This window comes from Marinilabilia rubra (assembly GCF_003121985.1).
Classification (GTDB): domain Bacteria; phylum Bacteroidota; class Bacteroidia; order Bacteroidales; family Marinilabiliaceae; genus Marinilabilia; species Marinilabilia rubra.
In genome coordinates this window covers 141,470-166,294 of sequence record NZ_QEWP01000010.1, presented here as the reverse complement: position 1 = coordinate 166,294, position 24,825 = coordinate 141,470, and the positions used below count along the sequence as shown (strand labels likewise).

The 24,825-nt window shown below is 38.6% G+C and carries 12 protein-coding genes; 1 reads left to right on the top strand and 11 read right to left on the bottom strand.

Annotated elements, in window-relative coordinates:
• Positions 1-36 precede the first annotated feature (36 nt).
• The 6 genes from DDZ16_RS13240 to DDZ16_RS13215 form a co-directional block, all read right to left on the bottom strand.
• On the bottom strand, positions 37-771 hold the full coding sequence (locus DDZ16_RS13240; RefSeq protein WP_109264958.1) for a DUF3823 domain-containing protein: 735 nt from the start codon (positions 769-771) through the stop codon (positions 37-39).
• Between the two features lie 20 nt (positions 772-791).
• Complete coding sequence (locus tag DDZ16_RS13235) at positions 792-2,765, bottom strand: RagB/SusD family nutrient uptake outer membrane protein (RefSeq protein ID WP_109264957.1); 1,974 nt, start codon at positions 2,763-2,765, stop codon at positions 792-794.
• A gap of 5 nt (positions 2,766-2,770) precedes the next feature.
• Positions 2,771-5,986 carry a SusC/RagA family TonB-linked outer membrane protein gene (locus tag DDZ16_RS13230; RefSeq protein ID WP_158275675.1) on the bottom strand — a complete coding sequence of 1,072 codons (3,216 nt, stop codon included), beginning with the start codon at positions 5,984-5,986 and terminating at the stop codon, positions 2,771-2,773.
• Between the two features lie 190 nt (positions 5,987-6,176).
• Positions 6,177-8,009 (bottom strand): sulfatase family protein, encoded by a 1,833-nt coding sequence (locus DDZ16_RS13225; protein WP_109264955.1) that lies wholly within the window; start codon positions 8,007-8,009, stop codon positions 6,177-6,179.
• A gap of 212 nt (positions 8,010-8,221) precedes the next feature.
• Entirely contained in the window at positions 8,222-10,651 is a 2,430-nt protein-coding gene (locus DDZ16_RS13220) for a hypothetical protein (RefSeq protein WP_109264954.1), read from the bottom strand.
• Between the two features lie 70 nt (positions 10,652-10,721).
• Entirely contained in the window at positions 10,722-11,987 is a 1,266-nt protein-coding gene (locus DDZ16_RS13215; protein ID WP_109264953.1) for a hypothetical protein, read from the bottom strand.
• Positions 11,988-12,453: 466 nt separating this feature from the next.
• On the opposite strand from DDZ16_RS13215, the gene DDZ16_RS13210 reads away from it, so the two are divergent.
• Positions 12,454-12,711 (top strand): hypothetical protein, encoded by a 258-nt coding sequence (locus DDZ16_RS13210; RefSeq protein WP_109264952.1) that lies wholly within the window; start codon positions 12,454-12,456, stop codon positions 12,709-12,711.
• Between the two features lie 1,094 nt (positions 12,712-13,805).
• On the opposite strand, the gene DDZ16_RS13205 is transcribed toward DDZ16_RS13210, so the two are convergent.
• The 5 genes from DDZ16_RS13205 to DDZ16_RS13185 form a co-directional block, all read right to left on the bottom strand.
• Positions 13,806-17,639 carry a hybrid sensor histidine kinase/response regulator transcription factor gene (locus DDZ16_RS13205; protein WP_158275674.1) on the bottom strand — a complete coding sequence of 1,278 codons (3,834 nt, stop codon included), beginning with the start codon at positions 17,637-17,639 and terminating at the stop codon, positions 13,806-13,808.
• Between the two features lie 122 nt (positions 17,640-17,761).
• Positions 17,762-19,243, bottom strand: a complete 1,482-nt coding sequence (locus tag DDZ16_RS13200) for a sulfatase family protein (RefSeq protein WP_158275673.1) — start codon at positions 19,241-19,243, stop codon at positions 17,762-17,764.
• Between the two features lie 11 nt (positions 19,244-19,254).
• A complete protein-coding gene (locus tag DDZ16_RS13195) occupies positions 19,255-20,883 on the bottom strand; it encodes a sodium:solute symporter (protein ID WP_109264949.1) in 1,629 nt (542 codons plus the stop codon).
• 127 nt (positions 20,884-21,010) lie between these two features.
• Positions 21,011-22,024 carry a glycoside hydrolase family 130 protein gene (locus DDZ16_RS13190; RefSeq protein ID WP_109264948.1) on the bottom strand — a complete coding sequence of 338 codons (1,014 nt, stop codon included), beginning with the start codon at positions 22,022-22,024 and terminating at the stop codon, positions 21,011-21,013.
• A gap of 320 nt (positions 22,025-22,344) precedes the next feature.
• On the bottom strand, positions 22,345-24,753 hold the full coding sequence (locus DDZ16_RS13185) for a TonB-dependent receptor (RefSeq protein ID WP_109264947.1): 2,409 nt from the start codon (positions 24,751-24,753) through the stop codon (positions 22,345-22,347).
• Positions 24,754-24,825: the final 72 nt, after the last annotated feature.

Sequence of the window (24,825 nt, the reverse complement as noted above, 5' to 3'; positions counted from 1 at the left end):
GCAGGGTGTTTAAAGAATAGTTAGAGTTTTAAAACATTATTGATTTAATGTTATAACTTCATAGGGTGCATAATTAAATTTCACAGCACCTGAATTTACAACACCGTTGACTGCTGCCAACGCCCCAATTCTAAAGTAATAATTCTTAGCGTAGGGGAAGAAATTTTCATTTGCAGACAAATCAATTGTTAATGTATAGGTTGAATTATCTACTGCCACGGCAGGATTAAACTGTATCCTGTCATTTGAACTTTTCAGATCAAATCGTGTGAAGTTTCCAACATAAACATCAGAGAATGCAAACAACCTGATCTCTTTGAGGGCTACTTCAGGTCCTCCGGCCTCCAGAGAAAATGTTGCAATAATTTCATCTCCAACTTTCTCTATGGAAGGATTTACAATTCGAATGTAAGGTATGACTTCAAAATCAATATTATTCTCTCCTCCACTAAGGGTAAACATACCTTCAATAGGATAGAAATTACATTCGAACATTTCATACCTGTATTCGCCGGCAAAAACTAAGTTGTTACGATATTCACCGGAATTCTTCACGAACCAGTTTCTTCGTTGTTCAACCTCAAACCCCTGTTCGTAGGTTCGAATCACATTTCCGTTTATTAATTCGGTTTCAACAAGTTCTCCTGTTGAGGCATCTTTAATACTACCATGTATCTGAGAAGTGGGGCCATCATAATTGTCAGGCTCACAAGAAAACAGAGTAAGTAATAAACACGAAATGACTATGTTAACATATATAATTCTTTTCATCATTCAGTATTTTAATGTTATTAATTATAGTTTGGGTTATCGATCAGGTTGTTGGTATTTCTACCCGGAATAGGACGATAGTACTCATGATCAAAAACAGTTCTTCCACCAGCTCTTTCATCGTGATATTGATTTGTCCTGACCAAAATGTACTTAGGCGGATTTTCCCGAAGGTCAAGAACCGGCACCAAAGCTTCTCTTTTGTAATTCTGAAAAAGTTCATGAACATCTCTCCTTCTCATCAAATCCCAATATCTGTGGCCCTCAAAAGCAAGTTCCACACGTCTTTCTTTCAGAACATTTTCCAGAGTAAGGGGAATATTATCAGTATGTCCGGCCCTTTGTCTTAATGCATTAAGCAAATTCCGCGCTTTTGCGGCATCTCCACTTCCGCTTTCAATTACAGCCTCTGCATAGTTTAAATAGATCTCAGCTAAACGGATATCAATCCAGTCAGTGTCAGAATTTCTTCCCCGGTCAACATCTTTAATGTCAAGATATTTTTTAACACCAAAACCAGTGCTGTAATAGTTTCCATCCTGCCAGAAATTCAAGCCATAGAATCCTGAAAACAAGCTATTCCCAGCCGCACCGTACACATAATAGGTATTACCATCGAGTCCCTGAGCACTTTGATTAACAAAAATCTGCTGTGTTCCGGTTGGTGTAATAAGCCCTCCCTGTACTACGATTTCGGTATTTCGCCAGTTGGAATATGGCAACATAACACTGGCATGTAAACGGGCATCTTTGTCTGCAAAAGCATCCAGAGGGCTATCGTATTTAATAAAAGGCAAATCAGCATCAAAACCGTCAGAAATGTCAGAGAAAGTATAGCTTTCATTTCCGTCTGTTCTTGTTTTCACCTTTACACTATTACCGGATCCATCATCGGAATAATCTTCAAAAACATCCACAATATCCAGACTTACACTATAACGCCCATCAACATGGTATCCCTGGTTCAGCTGATGTGGTGTATTCAAACCATCGTACCTGTGGCCCTGTGTCTCAGCTGCAGCTTCCGGAATAAAACCTTGCTTGAAAATTATTTCATTCCCATCTGTAATGTCCTGGTGAAATAAACCCAAAAAGTTAAATGCTGCTTCAGCGGGACTACCCGGATTTGGCTGAAATAATGATTTGCCGGAATTATCAATGATTGCTTCACTGGCGCTAATACATTTTTGGTAGTATTCATCCGCTTCGGCAGGGGTGATACCAAAAGCAAGCTTTTTGTCGAATGCTTCTCCGGCTACATCAGCATTGGAGTTATATTTACCTGTAGATGCAGCAAAAAGGGCTACGCGGGACATTAGACCATAGGCTGCCCACTTGGTAGCCCTGAATTTCCCCTCTTTATCTGGCGGAGTAGATTCCGGAAGATACTTCACCGCCTCATCAAGATCGGCCAGAATAAAATCAAAAGTTTCTTTTTCAGTACTTCTTGGGATATTAAGGTTTTCATTATCGCTTCCCGGCTGATATTCATCATCCAGCAATCGATCAATTAAAGGAACTCCACCATACCTTTTTGCCATACCAAAATAAATGTAAGCACGGAAAAAATGGCCTTCACTAATTAGTCGGTTATACACGGGCTCACTCAAGTTGCCTTTTGATTCCTCTACGGTCTCCAGAAAAATATTCGCATACCTTATATTGCCATAAGGCCAATAATTTGCTGTAAGACTCCATCCTGAACCGTGACTTAAACAAGCATCGTCAGTAAAGTGATCAGTAGCAATCATAGCCCCTGCACTTTCAGCATTTTTGTTGTTAAAACCAGCAAAATTCCCAGTTGGCCTGTACCAGAAATTCTCAACCGGAATACGTTTGTACATATCAGCCACTACAGTTTTAATACCCTCCTCCGTTTCGAAAAGTACTTTTCCTGATACTTTATCAAGGGGCTCTAACTCCAATGTATCGTTACAAGCAAATACTGCCAATAAGATACCGAGTATTACAAAATATTTTTTTAATATATTCATTGCTATTAGAATTTTAAGTTGATACCAAAACTATATGTCCTCAACAGAGGATATGTAAGACCTGCGGAGTATGGACCTTCCCATTTCTCAGGGTCAATTTCATTTAGTCTATCGTTCGTCAGTGTTGCAAGGTTGGATCCGTTAAAGAAGACGCGAAACTGCTCAAAACCCAACCGATCTAAAACATTTTCAGGCAAATTATAACCAACCTCCAAATTCTTTAATCTCAGATAAGTTGCCGGTACAAACCAGAAATCAGATGGAGCCAAATCTTTGGTTCCTGCAAAATTCTTGCGAAGAGGTCCATAAAAACCCTCTACCCATTCCGTTGACGGGTCATAAGGATCGGCAGACGGATCAGCAGTGTGCCATCGATCAAGATACTGTTCATGAACTGAGGGATAACGACCATATCCGTAAATATCATCTGCATGAAATCTTTTTGAATACAACGAAGCTCCCTGTAGAAGCACATTTATATCAAAATTCTTATACGCTGCACTTATTGAAGAACCAAACTGCAGCGGGGGATTTAAATTATTGATACTACTCCTTGAACCACCATAATTCCAATTCTCACTGCTTTTATCCTTTGCAGTAATGATACCATCACCATCAAGATCCTTCATCTTATAAGTTCCGGGCAATAACTTTGAATTCCCCAAATGATTTGCGGGTGTATGCAGCACAGCTGTTTCCGCATCTTCCACAGACTCAAACCTTCCGTCTGTCTCAAACAACCACACAAAATTATTATATCGGTTTTCTCTTCCATTCTGCCATCTGTCCCAGGAATCATTAAACTCAGCTCTTTCAATATGCCGATCCATATAACGAGAGAATGTGGCATTAACAGCGATTGAATATGAAAAATCCTTACCTATTTTGTTACGATGGGTAATTTCCATGTCCAATCCCCGGGTTCTTGCCGAATTGATGTTCTCTTGCGGGAAGGTTGCACCAAAAGTGTTAGGAACTGACTGAATGCGTGTACCCAACAGTCCGTCATCCTCTCTCTGGAAAGCATCAAAAGTACCTCCTAACAGCCCCTTCCACAAAGAAAAATCAATACCAATATTTGAAGTAACTGTTGTCACCCATGATAATTTATTGTCAATCAGTCCTGATGGAGGAGCATATCCCACCGTCAGAGAATTTGGCGATAACACATACCCGAGTGAACTCGAGTAGGCAGGTACATATCTGAACGGTTGACCAGCATCATAACCACTCTCCCCGTAAGAAAAGCGAAGTTTGAAATTATTTACAAAGGGAAGATTATCGGCAAAAAACGGTTCTTCTGATATTCTCCAGCCAATACTGGCAGAAGGAAACAAAGCCCATCGATTTTCCGGAGCATAACGATAGGAACCATCATACCTTACAACTCCTTCAAAAAGATATTTACCTGCAAAATCATAGTTTATCCTGCCGATATAAGCAGCAAATTTCTGATAACTCCGATCCCCTGAATTTGTTGCAGTTGTGGGCGTTCCCTGATTGATTACGTCATTGGTATAAACATCTTCATACAAACGGCTGCCATATAACGAACCATCTTCAATGCTTCGATACTCCGCAATTGTTGAAGCCCCTATTTGATGACGACCAAATTTCCGGTTGTAATCAATCTGGCCCATTACATAAAACCGATAACGTTGATTATTCCACTTCTGGAATTGGTTTTTACGGTCAGTTTTAATATAGGCATCAGTACGATAATCATACAGATCAACTTCTTTTTGCAGATTCCTGTGATCTGTATGCCTACTATCAAAGGCAGTATTTGCAGTAATTTTCAATCCTTTTACAAAAGGCAACTCATAAATGAGTTTTAAAGTGTTATAATTTCTCAATTCAGAAACTCTGTTATAACCACTACGTTCTTCAGATGTTCTTCCCACCGGATTAACACCGTTTGGTGGTGGAGCAGTCAAATGATCAGGGTTATCTAATGTATAAGCACCTATACCCCTGTCGTTGACAACCATAAATTTGTAAGCCCAGATGTAATCGGTTTGAGGCCCCTTGGTATAAGTATGCCTGAGGGAGGTGTTGAAATCAAGGGTTAAATCCTCTGTGATTTTTGTCTTAATTCCCCCTCTGAAATTAATTCTCTCATACTCCTGAACGTCACTCCTTAGCAGCCCGTTGTCATTGTTATACTCCAGGCTGGTAAAGTACTTCGTTTTTTCAGTTCCACCGCTTACTGACAGGTTATGACTATGACTAAAAGTAGCATCTTTCATAGTTAATCCAAGCCAATCAGTATCTGTGTATCCGGGTTCTCCTAATCTGTATTTCTCTAATGTTTCTTCATTAAAAGTAGGATTTAATCCCGCATTTACATCCATTTCATTTCTCAAAACCCTGTAAGAATAAGCATCCACTGTCTGGGGCAATCCGGTTGGCTCCTTAGCACTGTAAAAGCCTGAATACGAAACAGAAGGTTTTCCAACATGACCGCGCTTGGTCGTTACAATAATAACTCCATTTGCGGCATTCATTCCATAAATAGATGCTGCAGCATCTTTCAATACAGAAATACTTTCTATATCATTTGAATTTAACTGAGCAAAATAGGAACTACCGTCTCTGGGTACACCATCAATAATGTATAATGGTTCTCCAAATCCACGGACACTGATCATATTGCTGAAATCCCCGGGTGCCCCGCTCTTCTGTCTCACGAGAAGACCTGAAACTTTCCCCTGAAGCATGTTGATAAGGTTTTCAGATTTACTTTTCTGGATATCATCAGTTCTGATATTGGTAATGGATCCTGAAAGTGTTTCTTTTTTTCTGACCCCATAGCCCACTGCGACTACTTCTTCGAGACTAATATCCCCACTCTCCATTTTTATACTAATCTCCGTTTGATCCCCCACCTGTACTTCCTGAGTTTCCATACCAATAAAAGAGAAAACCAAAGTAGCATCGTCAGGTACATTGCTAAGTGAATATACCCCTTCTGCATTGGTAATCGTGCCGACTGTTGTTCCTTTTAAAACAACTGTGACTCCAGGTAACGGGTCTCCATAATCATCCGTTACTGTTCCTGAAACCTCTTTTTGCTGCTGAGCAACCGTTTGTGAATTCCCACTGTTCGCCCAGGTTTGAAGATTAGTTGTGAGGAGTAAAAACAACGTTATACTCACAATCCGAATTGTTTTAAACAGAATGTGATACCCACACTCACGATAAAAATTGATTTTTTTCATAAATTTGAAAAGTTTAATGTAAAAAATTAAAAACAATTTTTTTAAGGAAATCGTTACCGCGATTTCCTTTTTTTGCTTTTGTAAGGTTCCCTCTCCTGATTTCATTTTAGCAGCTTTATTTTAGTTCTGAATAATAAAGCTTGATCTACATTCTTAATTTACCTTTCGCTATAACCAGTTGAAAAGACAGTTAAATATTCCGTTGAACACAAATCTTTCCGGAAACTGGTAATTTCAAAGTATACTCCTCCCTGAATACCGGGATATTTCCTGTTCTCTTTGCTGTTCGGGAAAACCCGGGAACGGCCATTACCCAGTAATATCCATCTCTGGACAGAGTCAAAAAAGTCTCGGTGATGCCCTCCTGGTAAACAACAGCTGACTCAGGATCTGCAGTTTCAGAATAATATACCACATATTCTTCCACATTGTCATATGAATCCCAGTTTATGGTTTTGTTTGTGAGAGAGGTTTTCATCAAATGATATTCCTGAGGCTCCCAACCTGCAATGGTCTGAAAACAGAGGTCACGCATTTTTTCATAGTGACTCATTTCAAACGCCAGATTGTTTTCTTCGTCGGGATCTTCTACCACATGATATAATTGGTTTGCCATGCCATGAGTGTAGATAAATTTCAAATCCCCGGTTCTCAACATACGGGAGGGCAGATTCTTCATTTCCGGGAAAGCATTGTAGTTCCCTCCACGGAATTCAGCAAATATTTTTCGGTCTTTTTCGTCATATCCATTTTTCAAAAATGGCAGCACAGATTTTCCCTGTGCAGTTTCTGGAACATCCCATCCCATCAAATCACAGAAAGTGGGCATCATATCAATTAAAGACACCAATGATTCATTGACCTCATTTTGAGGCATCATTTCAGGAAATGAAATAATAAATGGAATATTTACAGCATCTTCGAGCATACAATGTTTGCCCCTAAGACCATGTTCGAAAAGGTGTTCACCATGATCGGTAGTATAAATAATCACTGTATTATCATATAAACCATTCTCCTTCAGCCTGTTCACAATCCGACCAACCATATCGTCAACTTCAGTGACACAAGCATAGTAAGAAGCCATGGCATTTTTTGCCTCCTGTGGATTTTGAGGTAATCCGTTGTGAATCCAGTCAGGCAACCAGGGATATTTTCCTACTCCATACCAGGCATTCGCATTGTCGGGCAATTCAAAGTCATCCGGATCGTACATATCCAGATATTTTTTAGTTGTGGTAAAAGGAGGATGAGGCTTTTCAAGTCCGACATGCAGGAAAAAATTCTTATTATCATTGGCTCTGTCATCAATAAATTCAACAGCTTTTTTAGTTACCACCATGTCAAAATTTTCTTCATCTTTTTTGACAAGAGTAGGTTTGTAAACAGTATTTAAATAATATCCCGCTTTGCGATAAGAATTATATTTCTCAAAAACCCGGTATCGCTGATAAGTATCAGTTCCTACTTCATCCTCATAATGGCCACCCGGGAAATGCGTATAATAACGAACGCTGACCTCATCAAAACCCATATCATTCCCTTCTGGCATTGCAGGATCCACATCCGTCTGTAGCTCACCATGCGTATGCATTTTACCTGGCGAACCAGTCGCATATCCATTTTGCCGGAATACCTGAGCCAGAGTGGTTAACTCTTCATAATAGCCTGTTTCCCGAAGTCTTCCTGTTCCGACATCCTTAATTTTGCCATCATTTCCAACAACAGGAGCCTTGTGATAAGGCGCACCATTTGCTGCAGGATACATCCCGGTCATCATTGCAGCTCTAGCGGGAGCACAAACCGGAGCGGGGGTATAACAATTGGTAAGTCTGACCCCTTCTTCAGCTAATTTGTCAATATTTGGCGTAATGGCCATTTCATCACCATAACAACCCAATGCATCCAGTTTGTGTTGATCAGATATGATAAAAACCACATTGGGACCTGCTTGTTCCTGCGAGGCCACAAAGGAGCCATAGTAAGCCAGCAAAAAAACTAAAACAACACCTATTCTTTTCATACTAAAAACCGATTTTGTCGTAATAAATATTGAATCATAATGACCCAGAAATTTCAACAGACTGTAGTTGAAACCTGGAAATTAGCACGCTTCCACCTGCACCTCAACCTATCGCAAAACGGAAGAAAAACCACCTAAGAAAATACTACCTTGTTCTTTTAAAATTAAGTCATTACATGGTTGAATGACAATAAAAATCCAGGAACACTTGATTATTTCTTTGCAAATTTCAAACACACCATTCCTTCAGGTGTGTCAACACATATCACATAGTAACCAGGCAATAAGGAACCAATAAAAATATTTTCACCAGCACTGTATGCCCTGTTGGTAACCATTCGTCCGTTCATATCATACATCCGGATATTTGCCTTTAGATAAGGCATTTTTATGCTTAAACTGGCTTCATCAGTCACCGATGGAACAAGCTTTACATCTTCTCTTAAATTTTCAATCCCAGTGGAAGTAGATTCTTTGGCAAATTGTTCCATAAAAAATCCGGCAGCCCATCCCCAGGTTCCATCCGGCTCTAACAGCCATTTTCCTTTTAGAGCATCATATAATACAACTGTATCATACTCAACGCCTCTTTGAAGTCCGCCTGCATCACCAAGAACACAATAAAGATTCCATAAGAAAACTTGCTGAACCCCCAAACCTAAAGCCACTCCGCCCACACGATCATAGAACGATCTGATTTGATATTCTCCAAAATAGCCGGTATTCTCATTAAACCCAATCTCCCCTATTTGAACAGGAATACCATTTTGAATTTGTTCCGTCGAAACAGTGAAGTAATTAATCATCTCCAGTCCATTCCACAAAAATGTAGGAAATGGTTTTTCTGCAGTTTTAATAAGTCCATCATAAGAAGACCAGGAAGAAAGATCGAGACGACAATAAGGAATAACATCAGAAGCAACTGCAGGGATATTTGATTCCATCATAGAAAACGCACCTGAGGGCGTTTTATACCAGAGTTTATTTAATTCTATTGCATTCAAAATTTTAGCTGTTGCATTTGGAAACTCCTTTCTGGCACGCTCTGTCCCTCTTTGCCTTGCTCTAAAGTAACGGGCCATACCTGCAGTTACCCAGTCAACATCATCGGGAATCAAAGAAGGATTATTTTCCCATGAAACGCCTTGCCCCCTAAGCATCCAGTCGCCCTCCCAATTCTGATAAATAAAAGTTTTATCTGTATTCCCGTATTCTTGAAGCAGATATTTAGTCAGTTCATAGAATTGATTTTCTTCATCCAGAAAAATTTCATGATTGAAATCCGGTCCATCTTTCCAGAATCCTTTATCAACACGCCCCGTTGTTGCCCAGAAAGCATGGGTTTTAATGTGATTTCTGCTAAATAACGAATCCATCATCTTATGGTTGGCAACATCTACCAATTGATCAAAAGCAGGCCAGGTATGATTAAAATGATAATTGGCATTCATCGCTCCATTAATAGCGCTTAGACTTGTCTTTATGGCAGTGGACCCAAATTCTCTAAAGTAATCCAGTCCTTCAAGCAGATAGGGTCTATCGGTAAAATGATATCGCCCGTCAATATGGGAAGCACCAAAAATATCATTCAGCCTATCTAAATTATTATTCTGAGTGGGTTTATACTGATCAATAATTGTCTGGATCTGGGTAACAGAGGTCAGGGTTTGAGAATAATGAGGCCGTATCTCCCCCTGATTGGAGAAAGAAAAATTTGCATCATCAGCAGCTACCGTTTCCGGACTTCTCACACCGGATCCACATCTGAATAAACCTCCAGACTGGACTTCAAGACTAAACCCCGAACTACCACTCTGATAGGCTGCCCCTTGATTAATTGAACTTTTAACCCAAAGGCTGCCTTCATATCCTACAACAATAGAACTACCTTCTCCGGAATTATCATTTCGGGTAAAAAGACTGACATCATTGGCTGACACGATACCATCAATCTGCAAGTCACTCATAACCTGAGCTGAACTCTCCTGATAAATACCACCTGATATCGCAAGGGTTTGCCCTATGTTTACAAACGAAAAATGATCAATTAAAACGGAGATCCGATTTTCGGAATCTACAATAAAGTTATTATTGACTACTACATTATAATGATTAACAGTCAGGTTTTTCTCGCCTACTGCAGATGATATATAAATGCCACCTGGGTGAAAATACCCTTTTCCAGAAATATATGTTGTCGCGTCGCTTAAGGTCATATATATACGGGCATTATTCTGGTAGATAATGCCATCACCGCTGGTTGAGGGTATTTGTCTCCCCTGAGAAATGGTTCCATCACAAATAATACTGCCGCTTATTTCAAGTGCTTTCAAAAAGCCAACGGTATTGTGGCCCAGTTGCAAAACGGCTGATTTTTGAACCATCAGGTTTTTGCAAAGCGAAACAATTTCACCTGACACACTTCCCTCAACATCAACATAAACATTGCTCCCTGATGGTATCACAACATCAGTATTGCCATTTGGCACCTGTCCGTCGTTCCATATATTCGGATCAGACCAATTGCCATCAGCTATCGTAAAACTGGCCTGAGAAAAATCAATAGACTGACCCCTGATAGTGCCGGAGACAGTAACGAATAAAAAAAGAAGAAATACAAAAAAAGTATATTTAAATTTCATGATTGAAATTTTTAATGTCTAAGAACCTTAATTAACTGATGCATAAAAAAAAACTATAATAAAAGCCCAATTAATTTAACGCATTAAATTCAAGAGCCTTATCTCGGAATGTATCAAAATCAGGCACATCCCCATGATCCAGATAGTAACGATTAACGAAAGATCTTGCTTCCTCATAAAATTGCTGATAAGTATACCAGATTTTTTGTTTTTCACCGCTATCATCAATCATCCAGTAACCTACCTGCTCCCCGGTTTCCTTATCAATTTCATTATTATACAACTCCCAATACAAAATAAAAGGACTTCCCCATTTCAAGCCAGCTTTGATGCTCCACACAGATCTTTCATTTTGCTCTTCCTCTGAATAATGTACCGTAGGACTTCCATATTCACCAATCCACACACGTTTTCCTTCAGGCAAACCGCTTTTGGGTTGTAAAAATGATTCAATGTAATCCAATCCTTCATGCAATCCTTCAGTAAGAGCCTCCTCCGACTTGTAGGGATTGGTAGTATCATAAGCAGAATAAGACACGTAATCAGGGTTTACTACTTCCAGAACAGAATTGGTAACAGTTGCAGCCCCCTCTTCCATGCCAATTTTGACCAAATTAACTTCGATATAATTATAGATCTCAACATTCTCATGAGAAATATCTCTTTTAGCATCATCAATGGCTTTTTGCCGAACTAATTCCCACTTCTTCATCCCTTGAAGAGTCTGAATATCTACGGGTTTTGTTCTGTCAAAGTGCCATCTTAAATGCCAGTCCCCTTCCCAATGTCCCAGATAAAAAATCTTTCCACTATTGTTATACTTTTTAAGGAAATAAGAAGTTAAATCATACAATTCCTGATAAAGAGCATTGGCATACTCATCAGGATACCCACCAATAAATTTTATCTGATTGGTATCTCTCTTTTCACCTTCAGGCTCTTCGGTATACTGAGAAAAACCATAAACCCAGATATGATAATATTTAAAATCCATATCCAAAACTTTTTTAACGGAAGGTTCCATCGTGGCAAGGTCTAATAAAGATTTAATGGAATCATTTTTAGGCAGTCCATAGTTCTCGGTACAATACCTGGGATTCATTGAGAATTTCAAAAGGTTGGAGCCCATATTTTTAATCTCTTTTGCAGTTTCTACCAGCATGGTTTCATCGGTAAACTGGTATTTTGAACCAACCGTCTGAGTCCCTATCACATAATTATAATCATCAAGTAACTGATTCAGGTGATCAGGATTCTTTCCATTTAATAAAGCATAAAGAGCGAACCCCCCTCCAAATAACAATAAGGCTCCTGTCAAAATGTACATTAATTTCATCTGTGAAACTTTTTTTAAGTTTATTAATATTTTCAACGCACTAAATACCACATCCAGATGCTAACATTTTTATTATTTACTAATAACTCGCCACCACCTTCTAATCAACTAATGGCTAAAAACATAAATAAAAAAATGAGCCCCATAAAAAATAATTTCAAATGCATAACTCATTTTTGTTTATCCTAAGGGGCGTACTCCAAATGCATCTTTTTCTTTTGCAATGTCAATAAATATTAAAAAGCATGAGTTTAAATGCTGCCCAAATAGGTTTAAAATCTGAACACAATGCTATACAACTCTTTTACAATAAATTAACAGTTATTTCTAAAACCAAGAATAAAAGACATGAACAAGAACACCACGACAAAATGGCGCATTTGACGGCATAGCAAAGCTCATTGAACAGCAAATGAACCTCGAAAAAACAGGATTTATTAAATTTGTGTAATTAATAAACAGCAGTATGATTAATCGAAGCCGTCTCTTTGGAATCGCATTTGACTGCCCTTTTTCATCAAGGGAAATTACCTGTCCTCTAGTGCATATTGACGATCACAATCTTCACGAAAAATATAAGTTGATTGATGCAATGGAAGAATCCGGACTGAATAAGATATTAATGCACCATCAGCAGTGTCTGGTAAAGAGAGACGATCACTTGTTCGAAAGAAACTCTATTAATGTCATGTCAGGCATTAAGCATCCGCCCAGACATTACTGATTTTCGTTTTTTCTTCATGATAAAAAGTTCACATAGCTATTGCTGTGCTCCCTTAATCTCATTTTGAAAAAAGCAAAAAACAGCTTCAACTTACCCGTTATTTCATAGATGATCTGACAATAATCCTGATTCATTTAGCTTCACAACAGAATTCCGTTTTATTCCATTACTCCTTAGATGAAAAACATGCAACCTTTAACTAATTTATTGTACACCAACATTTGATTAATTAATCACAAAACAACTAAAGTCTGCCTAATCTGCCGGAAAACGAAACGAGCATTTTTTAAGAATAACTATTGTCTTAATTAATATTTAAAAACACTATTGTCCGGAGAAAATATTTTTTAAAAAGAGATTGCTTCGCTTTGCTGCCAATGACAGATTTATGTAACAAGCAAAAAATCAAACAATTAATAATTAGCCCCCATTCGGAACCTGATTCATTTGCCCAATCTACTCTGGGTCGATAACCCGGGATTATTCAAGTATGCCCCCTACAGGGACGAACCAATTCTGTCATTTAGGCATTATTCCCCAATATTTAATTGGGGTAGTCACTCGAAATGACCCTGTGCTAAAGGGTTTAACCAGATTGGAGGGGCGAGCGATCCTCAATATTATGACCCATTGAGTTTTCGAATATTACAAAAACCTGTCATTGATAACGTAGTAAAGCAAATCTTAATTTTTTAAACGGCTATCGGCTTAAATATTGCCAGCAGGAAAACTAAGCTTGTTCAGTCTTAAAATAATATCAATAGACCGTTAGATTTTTAGATAAAAGATTTAAGATGAATTGTATAATTCTGAATTCTGCATGTTGACACAAAACACATATTGCGTATAAACAGTTAATTAAGGGGCTTTTGTAAAAGATTAACGGACTATTGTAATATAAGATGCTCTTCGGAATAGCTCTAGCAAGCCTGGCTCTTCTTGCGGCTTTCTTTATATTTGATAAGAAAGCATCAAACATAAAATTTTGGAAGTTTCTAAATCCAAGGAGTTTACTTTTCGTAAACAACTGATTCAAAAACGAGAACAACGCAGTAGTTGATATTTTCTTGCAAAGACTAAATAGGCGAAAGAAACTATTTTCTTAACCCTTCCATGTATTCTTTTGGAGTTTTTCCAAATTTCTTTTTGAAGAGCGTACTAAAATATTTGGGGTCATGAAAGCCTGATTCAAAAGCAATATCTCCAATTCTTTGCTCCTTACCCTCATCCATAAGCTCCACTGCATTATTAAGCTTCATTTTAATAATTAAATCGGAGGGAGACAATCCAGTTAATCCTTTAAGTTTTCTGAACAAATTAGATCTGCTGAACCCCAACTTCTCGCACAAAACATCAATATTGAAATCGGGATTGGAGATGTTCTCTTTTATAATTTCAAAGGCTCTGGAGAGAAAATCCTCATCAGGAGAGACGGAGGAAGCCTGAAGTTCTTCCTTATCAACCTTCTTTCTTAACTGATTAAGCGCATATCTACTTCTTATCAGGTTATTGATGGTGGCATTTAAAACCTCCATATTAAATGGTTTCTCTACATAAGCATCAGCACCCACCTCAATTCCTTCCACTTTATCTTCAAACCCACTCAAGGCAGTGATCATCACAACAGGAATATGGCTGGTTTTGAAATCCTGTTTAAGGATATGACAAAGTTCTTTACCGCTCATTTTAGGCATCATTACATCAGTAATCACCAGATCCGGATTCTTTTTGAGCGCCAAAAACAAACCATCTTTCCCATTAGATGCTTCAATTACTTTATAAAACAACTCAAGTTCACTCTTTAACACTCCTCTCAAATCGTCATTATCCTCAACAATCAGCACAAGCTTATTTCCACTTAGCTTTTGATCTGAAAAATCACGGATTTCAAGGTTATGATCCGGAATAAAAATCTCATTTTCATTAAAATGACCAGTGCCAACCGGCAAAGAGACAATGAATTTAGAACCAATTTTCTCCTTACTGATAACATGTATTTCACCGTGATGCAGCTCAACAAAACGCTTTGAGAGCATAAGGCCGATTCCAATTCCACTGAATCCACCTTTCATTACATTATCGGCTCTTGTAAACCGTTCAAAAATCATTTTTTGCTGCTTTTCAGGAATGCCGATGCCATTATCTTCAATTATTATATTTATGGACTCTGGTTGTTTCTCAACATCAATATTTATTTCTCCTCCTTCTTCGGTATATTTTATAGCATTGGAAATTAAATTATTGAATACACGCCCCATCTTTTCCTTATCTACCCAAATTTGAGCATTTGGGATATTCTGGAAAAGGTCAATCGACTTTTGTTGTAATAACGGATTAAACTCCTCCACTATACTCTCTAAAAACAACTTTATATCAACCTCTTCAACCTTAAGCTTCACTTTCTTCTGTTCAGATTTCTGAAAATCGAGCAACTGAGAAACATACTGACTGAGGCTTTGGGTATTTCTATATATTAACTTAACCGCATTTTCAAAGTTTTCATGTTTTACTAATTGCTCGGCAGACAATTGAATTAAAGAAACGGGAGTTCTGATGTCATGAGCCAGATTAACAAAAAACTTCACCTTTTCATCACTAAAACGTTGATGAGCTTTTGCACGTTCCAAAATCACAATTAAATACAGGAGCAATGCACTCACAATAACATATAGCATTATAGCCCACCATCGCAACCACCAGGGCTTATGAATCTTTATCCCCAAAATAATATTCTTCTCACTTCTTACTCCCTCCGCATCAAAAACTTTTGCTTTCAATAAATAGTTACCGGGATCTAACTTAGGATATGTAGCAACCCGATTGCCCTTGGATGCAAAAGGAACTTGATCATACCCATCCAGTTGCCAAACGAATTTATTTTTCCTGCTGCCATGGAACTTTACCACTTCGAATGTAAACGACAATGAATTATAATTATAAGGAAGTTCTATTTCTTCTTTAAAATTAATGTTCCCGGATACAATATCAGGTTCGGGTTTAGCACCATTAATTAAAAATTCTGATATAAAAAGTTCAGAAACGACAGTATCTCTCTCTATATCTTTTGGATTAAAAAGCACAGCACCTTCAGGGCCTCCAAATCCCAGAGTTCCATCTCTAAAGCGATTGGTTGCTCCAAAACCAAACTCATCAATACACACTCCGTCTTCATAATCATGAAGTCTAAAATCTTTTACTTCCGGGTTAAATCTAAACAAACCATGGGTGGTACCCAGCCATAAATCATGATCGTCGCCCAACTGGATAGAATAAACAGTACCTGTCTCCTGATGTGCTGCCGGACTATATGAGACTAATTCTTGCACTCTCAAATCGTAACGATGTAATCCAAGATCAGTGCCAATCCACAAACAATTTCGAAGAGAATCAAGACATAAAGAAAAAGCATTATTTATAGAATTTCCTTTTTCAGAAGAAACACCTGCGATTCGTCTCTGACTAAAATTTCTTTTATTTATTTCAAAAACCCCTGTAACGGAAGCAACATATATTCTTTCGTTCAATCCTTTTATTATGGCCTTAGCCTGCCCAATCTCTACTCTATGGTTAATACGACCATTTTTGTAAAAACAAATCGACCCATCGTTCCCGCCAATCCACAACTCGTCTCCATCTACAAAAATGGTAAAAATCAAATCCAGGGGACTTTGGTCCGGACCAAAAAAAGTTTCAATCCGCCCTTCTTGCTTATTAATTTTTAATAGGCCCTCTCCATAGGTACCTAAAACCAAGTCTCCTTCATATTCATTGATTGCCAAAACAGGTGTACTGGCTAATTCTAAAGACTTATTGTAGTGAATCCATTGCCCCCCGGGAGAAAGACAGCTTACCCCATTCTCAGTTCCAAACCAAACATTGTCTGAAAGATCTTTGAAAATAGCTCTTACGGAATTATTGGCAAGACTGTTTTCATCGTTTAAAACGTGTCTGATGTTTAAAAAAGGATTGTCTTTTGAGTATAACAAATCAATTCCAAGATCACCGGCAGCAAGCCAGCAGACACCTTTTTCATCAATATAGATATTATGGATGCTGTTTTGTCTCAGGCTTTTTGTTTTATTGGGGTCATGAGTGTATTGAGCTTCTATTTCATCATTTTTCCCTATTTTAAAAAGCCCCAACCGATCAACAGCAACAAAAGCTTCATTTTGCTTATTAAAAGCAATACTTCTAACAGTATAGTTCTTCAAAGATTCATTGAACAAATCTATTTTTTTCTCCTCTTCAGATGAAATTACAAATAATCCGCTCTTTTCGGTACCAATCCACAATCGTTGTTTCTGATCAAAAACAATATCAATAATATCTTTCCCATAAAGAATTGAATCTCTGACTTCAAATCCTCCCTTATCCTGTTTGCCCAACTTAAAAACACCTCTGGAAGTGGCGATATAAGCACCACTGGCTGAAGCAATGATGCGCCTCACAAATAAAAAACCAAACTCATTGAATCCTTGAATCTTATCCGACTTCAAGTCCCAGTAAAGCATTCCATCTGATAATCCCACAAGAAAACCATCACCAAACTCCGAGGCCGTTATTACATTTTCCTGAGACAGTCTTTTTATTTCTGTAAAATCATCTTGTTCATAGTCATATTTTAATATTCCTCCACTTTTAAGAAAAACGTAGATATCCCCTTCCAAATTCAGGAGTCTTACAGCATTTTTATTTTTACAAGACGAAAATGCTCTAATGTCATAAGATTTAAATTCATACCCTGAGTATCGATTTATTCCATTGGCCGTAGCAATCCACATATATCCCAGGGAATCCTTGACAAAATCGTTTACATATCCTGCATTCAGACCATCATCAGTTCCCAGGTTTTTAAACTCTAATGCCTCACCCTTAATATTTAACAATAATAACAATGCCAGGAAACCAATCCTCAAGAAGCACTTCATAATTAAAGTTTTTAAAAGAAATTGCCCCATCACCCGTTTACAACTTAATCAAAATTAGTCGTAAAAAAGGGAATTATCCCTTTTTTTACGACTAATTTTAACGGAGATACAATCAATTTTACTTATTTTTCATTGATCACCTGTCTAAGCCACCAATCTCTATCAGGATTATACTTGTATTTCTCCTTTAAAATTTCCAATTCACTTCGCAATCTTTTTTCAACATCCTCGTATTTAGATTCATAAATTAAATTATTCATCTCCCCGGGATCATTTTTCAAATCATACAGTTCATCGATATCATCTTCCAAAAAATTATCCACTAATTTTAAGGTATCCGTTCTTACAGCCAACATGTCTGGGCCAGCATAAGGGTAGGCATCATCCACATAATATTCAAACATAACAGCATCACGCCAGTCCACATCTTTTTCCTCATCAAGCAAGGGAACCATAGATTCACCCTGCATATAACCTGGTATTGTATTATTTGATAAATCAAGAAGAGTTGGGGCCATATCAATGTTTAAACACAACTCCGTAACTTCACTTTCCGGTTTGATCAATTCAGGATACCTTATTAACATAGGTATCCGCATGGAACTTTCGTACGCAATACGCTTATCCCAATAGGTATGTTCGCCCATGAAATACCCGTTATCACTGGTGAAAATAACAACAGTATTATCAAGCTCCCCCATTTCTTCAAGAGTATCTAATACCTTCCCTAACGATTCATCAACCGAAATTAATGTTTTTAACAGATTTTTAAATTTTTGCTCTTTGATGGGCCAGCTTTTCATGGGAAGAGAATCCACGGGCTGATAGTCTTTCCATTTAGAGTCATAAGCTTTGACACGCTGCCATTCAGGCTTTCCGGCAAAATTCTCCTTATGCATATCGAAAGGAGGTTCAGGAAGCTCCGTATTTTCGTAAAGATCTGAGTGACGGGGGGCAGGTGCATGAGGTTCATGCACAGCCTTATGCCAAAGGCAAAGATTAAAGGGTTTGTTCTCACTTCTTTTTTCGGTAAGCCAATCAATTGCTTTATCTGTAAGAATATCTGTCATGTATCCTTCCTCCTGATACTCTTTCCCATTTTCATTTACTTCAGGATTAAAATATTCTCCCTGGCCAATAAAACTAAACCAATAATCAAATCCAGGGCGAACATGCTTTTCTCCACGATAGTGGGCCATATGAATCTTCCCCACCATGGCCGTTTCATAACCCTGTTCCTGAAGAATGGAAGTGTAAGGTGGATAAGCTTCCCAATTCGGATCAACATGAGGGTTGTTTTGATTCACACCATGAATATGAGGATAAGTTCCAGTTAAGAAACTTGCTCTGGAAGGAGAACAAATTGACTGTGTAACAAAAAAGTTTGTAAAGTTGGCACCTTCTTTTGCCAGTCGATCCATGTTAGGAGTTTCAAGAAAAGGGTAGCGCTCGTAGATACCAAGAGCATCATAAGGCTGATCATCAACCATTACAAACAGGAAATTGGGGCGACCGTCTTGTTGCTTTTTAGCTTTATCTATTGATTGGCAAGAAGAAAACATCACCAATAATAGCATGAATAGAGGTATTTTTTTAAAAAACATAGCCATTTTGTTTACCAGAAAATTATTAATACAATCACACAAAAAAGAATCAGAAAAAGAGACCAGAAACGATAACTGCTAAACAAAGATTTCTCTCTCAAATCCAATGTTTCTTGTTTAAACTCAGCCAGAGACCAAGTATATCCTTTAACCTTTTCTTCTTTGGGCTTTTCAGTCCCCAAACTAACTACAATCATAACCAGAATACTCCAAACAAAGTAGAAAGGTACGGTTAACAGAAAATGCATATCGCCAAAAATGGATGTACCCATCTTTACCGAGAAAAACATATTAACACTGCCCAGAAGCATTCCGGCCATTAATCCGGCAAAAGCACCTTTTGCATTGGCCCGTTTCCAGAAGATTCCAATCAGGAATGCAGCAACAATCGGTGGAGCCATTATAGACAACATTTCCTGATAGTATTTTAGAAGTGTTCCGAACCGACGGCCAATCTGAGGAGCCCATAAAACAGCAATAAGCAATACCACCAAAGAAACTATTCGTGCAATTACCACCTTTTGTTTGGAAGAACTCTCAGGTACCCATTTTGAATAAAAATCCATTGTAAATAAGGTTGCTACCGAATTAAGCAAACCACTTAATGACGAAGTTAACGCTGCTACCATGGCCGCCATCATGAAGCCAATTAATGCATTGGGAAGCAATTGCATAATCATGTTTGGATATACCATATCAGGCTTGGGCAGATTGGGAAATAAGTCGATCGACATAACTCCCGGAATGATAATAATAAATAAAGTCAGCATAGTGAGGAAGCCTACCAATAAGACCCCTTTACGCCCTTCATCAATAGATTTGGCAGTTAAAACACGCTGAACCAGTTGCTGGTTATTTCCCCAAAAGAACAATCCTAAAATAGGAATACCTACAATCATTCCCAGCCATGGCACCGACTTGTCCGACATTGGTCGTACCAGTTTCATCAGCAGATCACCTTCTGCAAGCAACTCCTTTACATACTGAGCACCACCATTTACCGTAGCGAAAACGGTTAAAACAATAGACCCAACCAATAAGAAGATACCTTGCATCAAATCGACTCTGATAGCAGCTGATAATCCACCCGGGATGGTATAAGCAGCCACAATTAACGCGAAAACCGCCGCTAAAACAGTAATAGAAACCTCCGGGAATATCAATTTCATGACCATTGCTGCGGCATAAAGAGAACCAGCTGCATCCAAAAAGATATTTACAACAATGGTAATACCTGAGAAATAGTAACGTGAATGGACACTAAAACGTTTTTCAAGAAATTCGGGGATGGTAAAAATTTTTGATTTTATATAAAAAGGAAGCAAAAACCAGGCAAAGAAAACCATCACTAATACAGAAATTAAGTTGTAGTTAAACACAGCAATACCCGTGCTATAGGCATCACCAGCCTGCCCAATTAGTGTGGAACTTGAAATACTTGCAGCAAAAAGAGAAAACCCTATAACAGGCCAGGTCATTCCCCGCCCGGCCAGAAAATATGAAGCTTCGTCTTTACTTTTACTGTATTTCACCCCTAATAAAACGATAAAAATGAAATAACAAAAAATGATTAGAACGTCAATCCATGCCAACCCGGTGGCCCAGGAAGGCCCTCCTCCGAAAACATCTAAATCTCCCATAAATAGTTATGATTAATGATTGGTATTATCCAAAGTAGTTAGTATTATCTATAACTTTCACGAGCTCAAAAGAGGAATTCCTTACACTCAAAAATCCCCCAAACCCGTGAAAGTATTATACAAAGGTTTATGATTGCTGAATAAAATCAAGCAGCTCATTAACATTACAGGTAGCAACACCAATATATTTATCTGCACCTCCATAATAAACGTACAAAGTATCTCCAACAATCATGTTTCCGGTAGGAAAAACACATCCCTGATAAAAACCTTCTTTCTCATACCAATGCTCGGGTTCCATAATATAATCCCGGGTTCGGCCAATAACCTTTGTAGGATCATTTAAATCTAACATCACAGCCCCAACCCTGTAATAACCAGTTCCACCAGTTTCAACACCATGATATAATACCAACCAGCCTTTTGCAGTTTTTAACGGAGGGGTACTTCCACCGGTTTTCTCTTCCCAGGTACCAGGCTTTCCGGCAATAATTAAATGACTGGGTTCGTTCCAAACCAGCATATCATCACTGAACCGGAGCCAAACCGCAGGGTATTCGGTGCCATAATCCTCGCCTATCCATTCTTTAGGTCTGTGCAACATGGCATATTTTCCATTAATCTTCTCAGGGAACAAAATAACATCCCGATCATCCAGGTTGGATTGTGTAATCCGTCCCAGCTTTTGCCAGTTTTTAAAGTCCTTAGTGATAGCCAAAGCAGTATTTGCAACGTTGTTTTTAACAAACAAAGGAGCATTGGCCCCATAATCTTTAGTCAATACCACGTCATGAGCAAATTTCCAATATTGTCCGGGAGCAAAAGGACGGAAGGCATATGTAACATAATAATACTCATCAAACTTGACAATCCGTGCATCCTCAACACATCCGGAATCAGGTCCCTGAGAGCTGGGGCCCAGGACAGGGTCATCGCTTACACGTGAAAAAGTAAATCCATCATCACTTTCAGCTAATCCAAATCTTATAATATGATCTTCATCATCTCCGGCTGCCCTGTAAAGCAGATAAAATTTTCCCTTATCGTAATATGCTCCGGGGTTACACACAACCAAATTCTCCCAATGATTTTTTGAATTGGGTTCTAAAATGGGATTACCTTTAAACTTCTCTAATTTCATAACTCAAAAAAATGTTAATAATGATTGTCAAAAGTAAATCCCAACCTGCTTAAACAGGTTTTATTTCTGGTCAATTGCCTTTAAAATGCGGTCACCCATGCGTTTTTCAACGCAAGCCAATGCCAACAAGAATCCTTTATTTCAAAAAGGCAACGCTCCCTGACTCAGGAAATGAACCTTCTGATCAGGATTAAGGATTATGAGAATCAAGTTTAAACTTTTTGAAAGTGTTTGGAAAATAAAAAAAGAGAACCCTATTGATAAAGTTCTCTTCTTTAATACTTCTTCAAATTATAATAGCAGTATTACCCACTAAAAAACTAAAACTCCAGAATCACCCCGATAGTAGGCAATACTGTCCCCGAAGTTGAAGCCAGTTCTTTTAAATCATAGCGTTGCTCTTCGACAGGCGCATCCGGGTTAGTTACGATAGGGTTTCCATCTTCATCCAACCTTTGTACAAGATTTGGGGGCTGCTCGTTTTGCTTATTGTAAACATTTTGAATATCCAGATATACCCCCAAAGAAAATTTAGGAAACAGCCAGGTTTTATCTACCCTCAAATCAAGTTGGTGGAATGGCTCGAGTCGTTTTTCATTAAAACGGCTGTAATCGATGTATTCCCGTCCCCTCACATCCCAGGCCTGAACACGTTCAGATCTTTCCAGATCATACGGTGTATAGGGTAAACCTCCGGCATATCGCCATTTAAGACCAAAGTCCCAGTTCCTTTTAAACGATTTATTGAAAGTAAACGTCAGCAAATGCCCACTATCCCAGGAAGAAGGGATATAGTCACCATTGATATCGGTAAACTGACTATTAACCCATGTATAGGCCAGGATGTAACTGTATCCCTTAGGTGATTTTTCCCTGATCAAAAGTTCAGCACCATAGGCTCTTCCCTCTGAGGAGCTGGTAACTTCCTCGTCTCCCAATACGCCAAAATCTCCGCCTTTACTTGCAAGTGAAACAGAATCGGTTACGGAAAACGGATAATCCCGGTAATTTTTTAAAAAGCCCTCAACACTAATGCGGGTGTGGTTGTTAGGACGCCATTCAACTCCCCCTACAAAATGGTCGGCATGAATATACTCCAGTCCATTTTGTTTATTGACCAAATTGCCTGCATTATCACGAAAACCAAGACTTGTATAAGGCGGCAGCTGAAAGTAGCGACCGGTATTAAATGTCAGACTGAATCTGGGCGCAAATGCATAAGAAAAGGTAAAGCGGGGACTAAATTGCTCCAATGGATTGTTCATCTCATCACTGTAGGTGTTTGCATCGAAACGCACTCCAAGTCTGACATCCAGTTTTTCCTCAAAAAATTTACGGGACAATGAACCAAAAGCTCCAAATTTCATAAAATCAACCTCAGAGCGATAGTTTTTCTCTGCTGGCTGGCCATCGCGAAAAATACGGGTAAAAGTCCGGTTGTAATAAGAGGCTGATTCAAGATTAACTCCGGTTCGAAGAGTATAATCTCCAGGGCGGCTATACAGCTCAAAACGCAAACGGTTTTGAATTTCATCGCTTACGTAATCATTCAAAAGCTTATCGGGATTGTCTTCTTCGTTGTCCTCATATTTTGTAATGACATTATTCAAATGACTTCTACTTACAGCCAGCACATAATAATTTTGATCCATAAAATGTTTAAAACTGGCTCCTACTGTATAATTCCATTGTTCGTACGACGGCAGATATTTTAATGTATAGCGGTTCTCTTCAGTGGGCTCAGGGGACGGGTTGAGTTCAAACTGATCGATGGCCCCTACTCCCAGAAGAATCAACTCATTCTTCTGATCGAAGCGGGTTCGGGTTCTAAACTGAAAGTCGTTAAAAGTGGGTAAAAACGGCAACCCAATCTGATCGAATAAAAACTGGAGATAGGATCGGCGAACGGAAAACAGGGCTCCGGTTTTTTCTCCCAAGGGGGTATTGGTTGACAAAGACAATTCAGACGCGCCAACCGTAGCTTTAAATGAAGGTTTCTCTTTGTTGGCATCAATTTGTTTAAACTCAAAAACAGAACTTAAGGCACCTCCGCGATCGGCAGGAAATGCACTGGAGTAAAAATCCACTTCCCGGATAAAATCTACATTCAAAATACCTACAGGTCCGCCGGAAGCACCCTGAGTTGAAAAATGGTTCAAAACCGGAATTTCGATGCCATCCAGAAAGAAACGATTTTCTGAAGGACCACCTCCCCTGACTATTAAATCGTTTCGAAAAGAAACCGTTCCGCCTACCCCGGGAAAACTCTGAAGTACTTTGGCCAAATCGCGTGCAGCACCAGCTCCTTTTTCTATTTGCTCAATACCGATTCTGCGAAGAGAAACAGGTGTTTCACCAGCTCTGACAAAAGCACCTGCAGTTACCTGTACTTCTTCCAGCTGGGTCGTTTTTTGCTGCATGGCAATTTCCACATAATTGGGCCGCACCGCTGAAATATTAATTTCTTCAGATAGTTTGTTTTCATACCCAATCGAAGACAGTTGCAACTGAATAAAACCAGGCTCCAGGTCTTCGAATACAAACTCTCCGTTTTCGTTGGTAGTAGTTCCGGTATTGGTGCCTTCGATTACAATATTAACAAAAGGCATTGGTTCATTTGTATAAGCATCTTTCACCAAACCTTTCAATTCGGTTGTTTGGGCAAAAACGGTTGCTGCCTGCAATAAAAAAATTAACAAAATCCCCCAGCTGGTTATATTTAGCCTCATCTGTTTAGCATTTAAGTTTGAAAAGTTAAACGATTATTCTGCAAAGATGTTTAAAAACAAGGTTGTATTTTT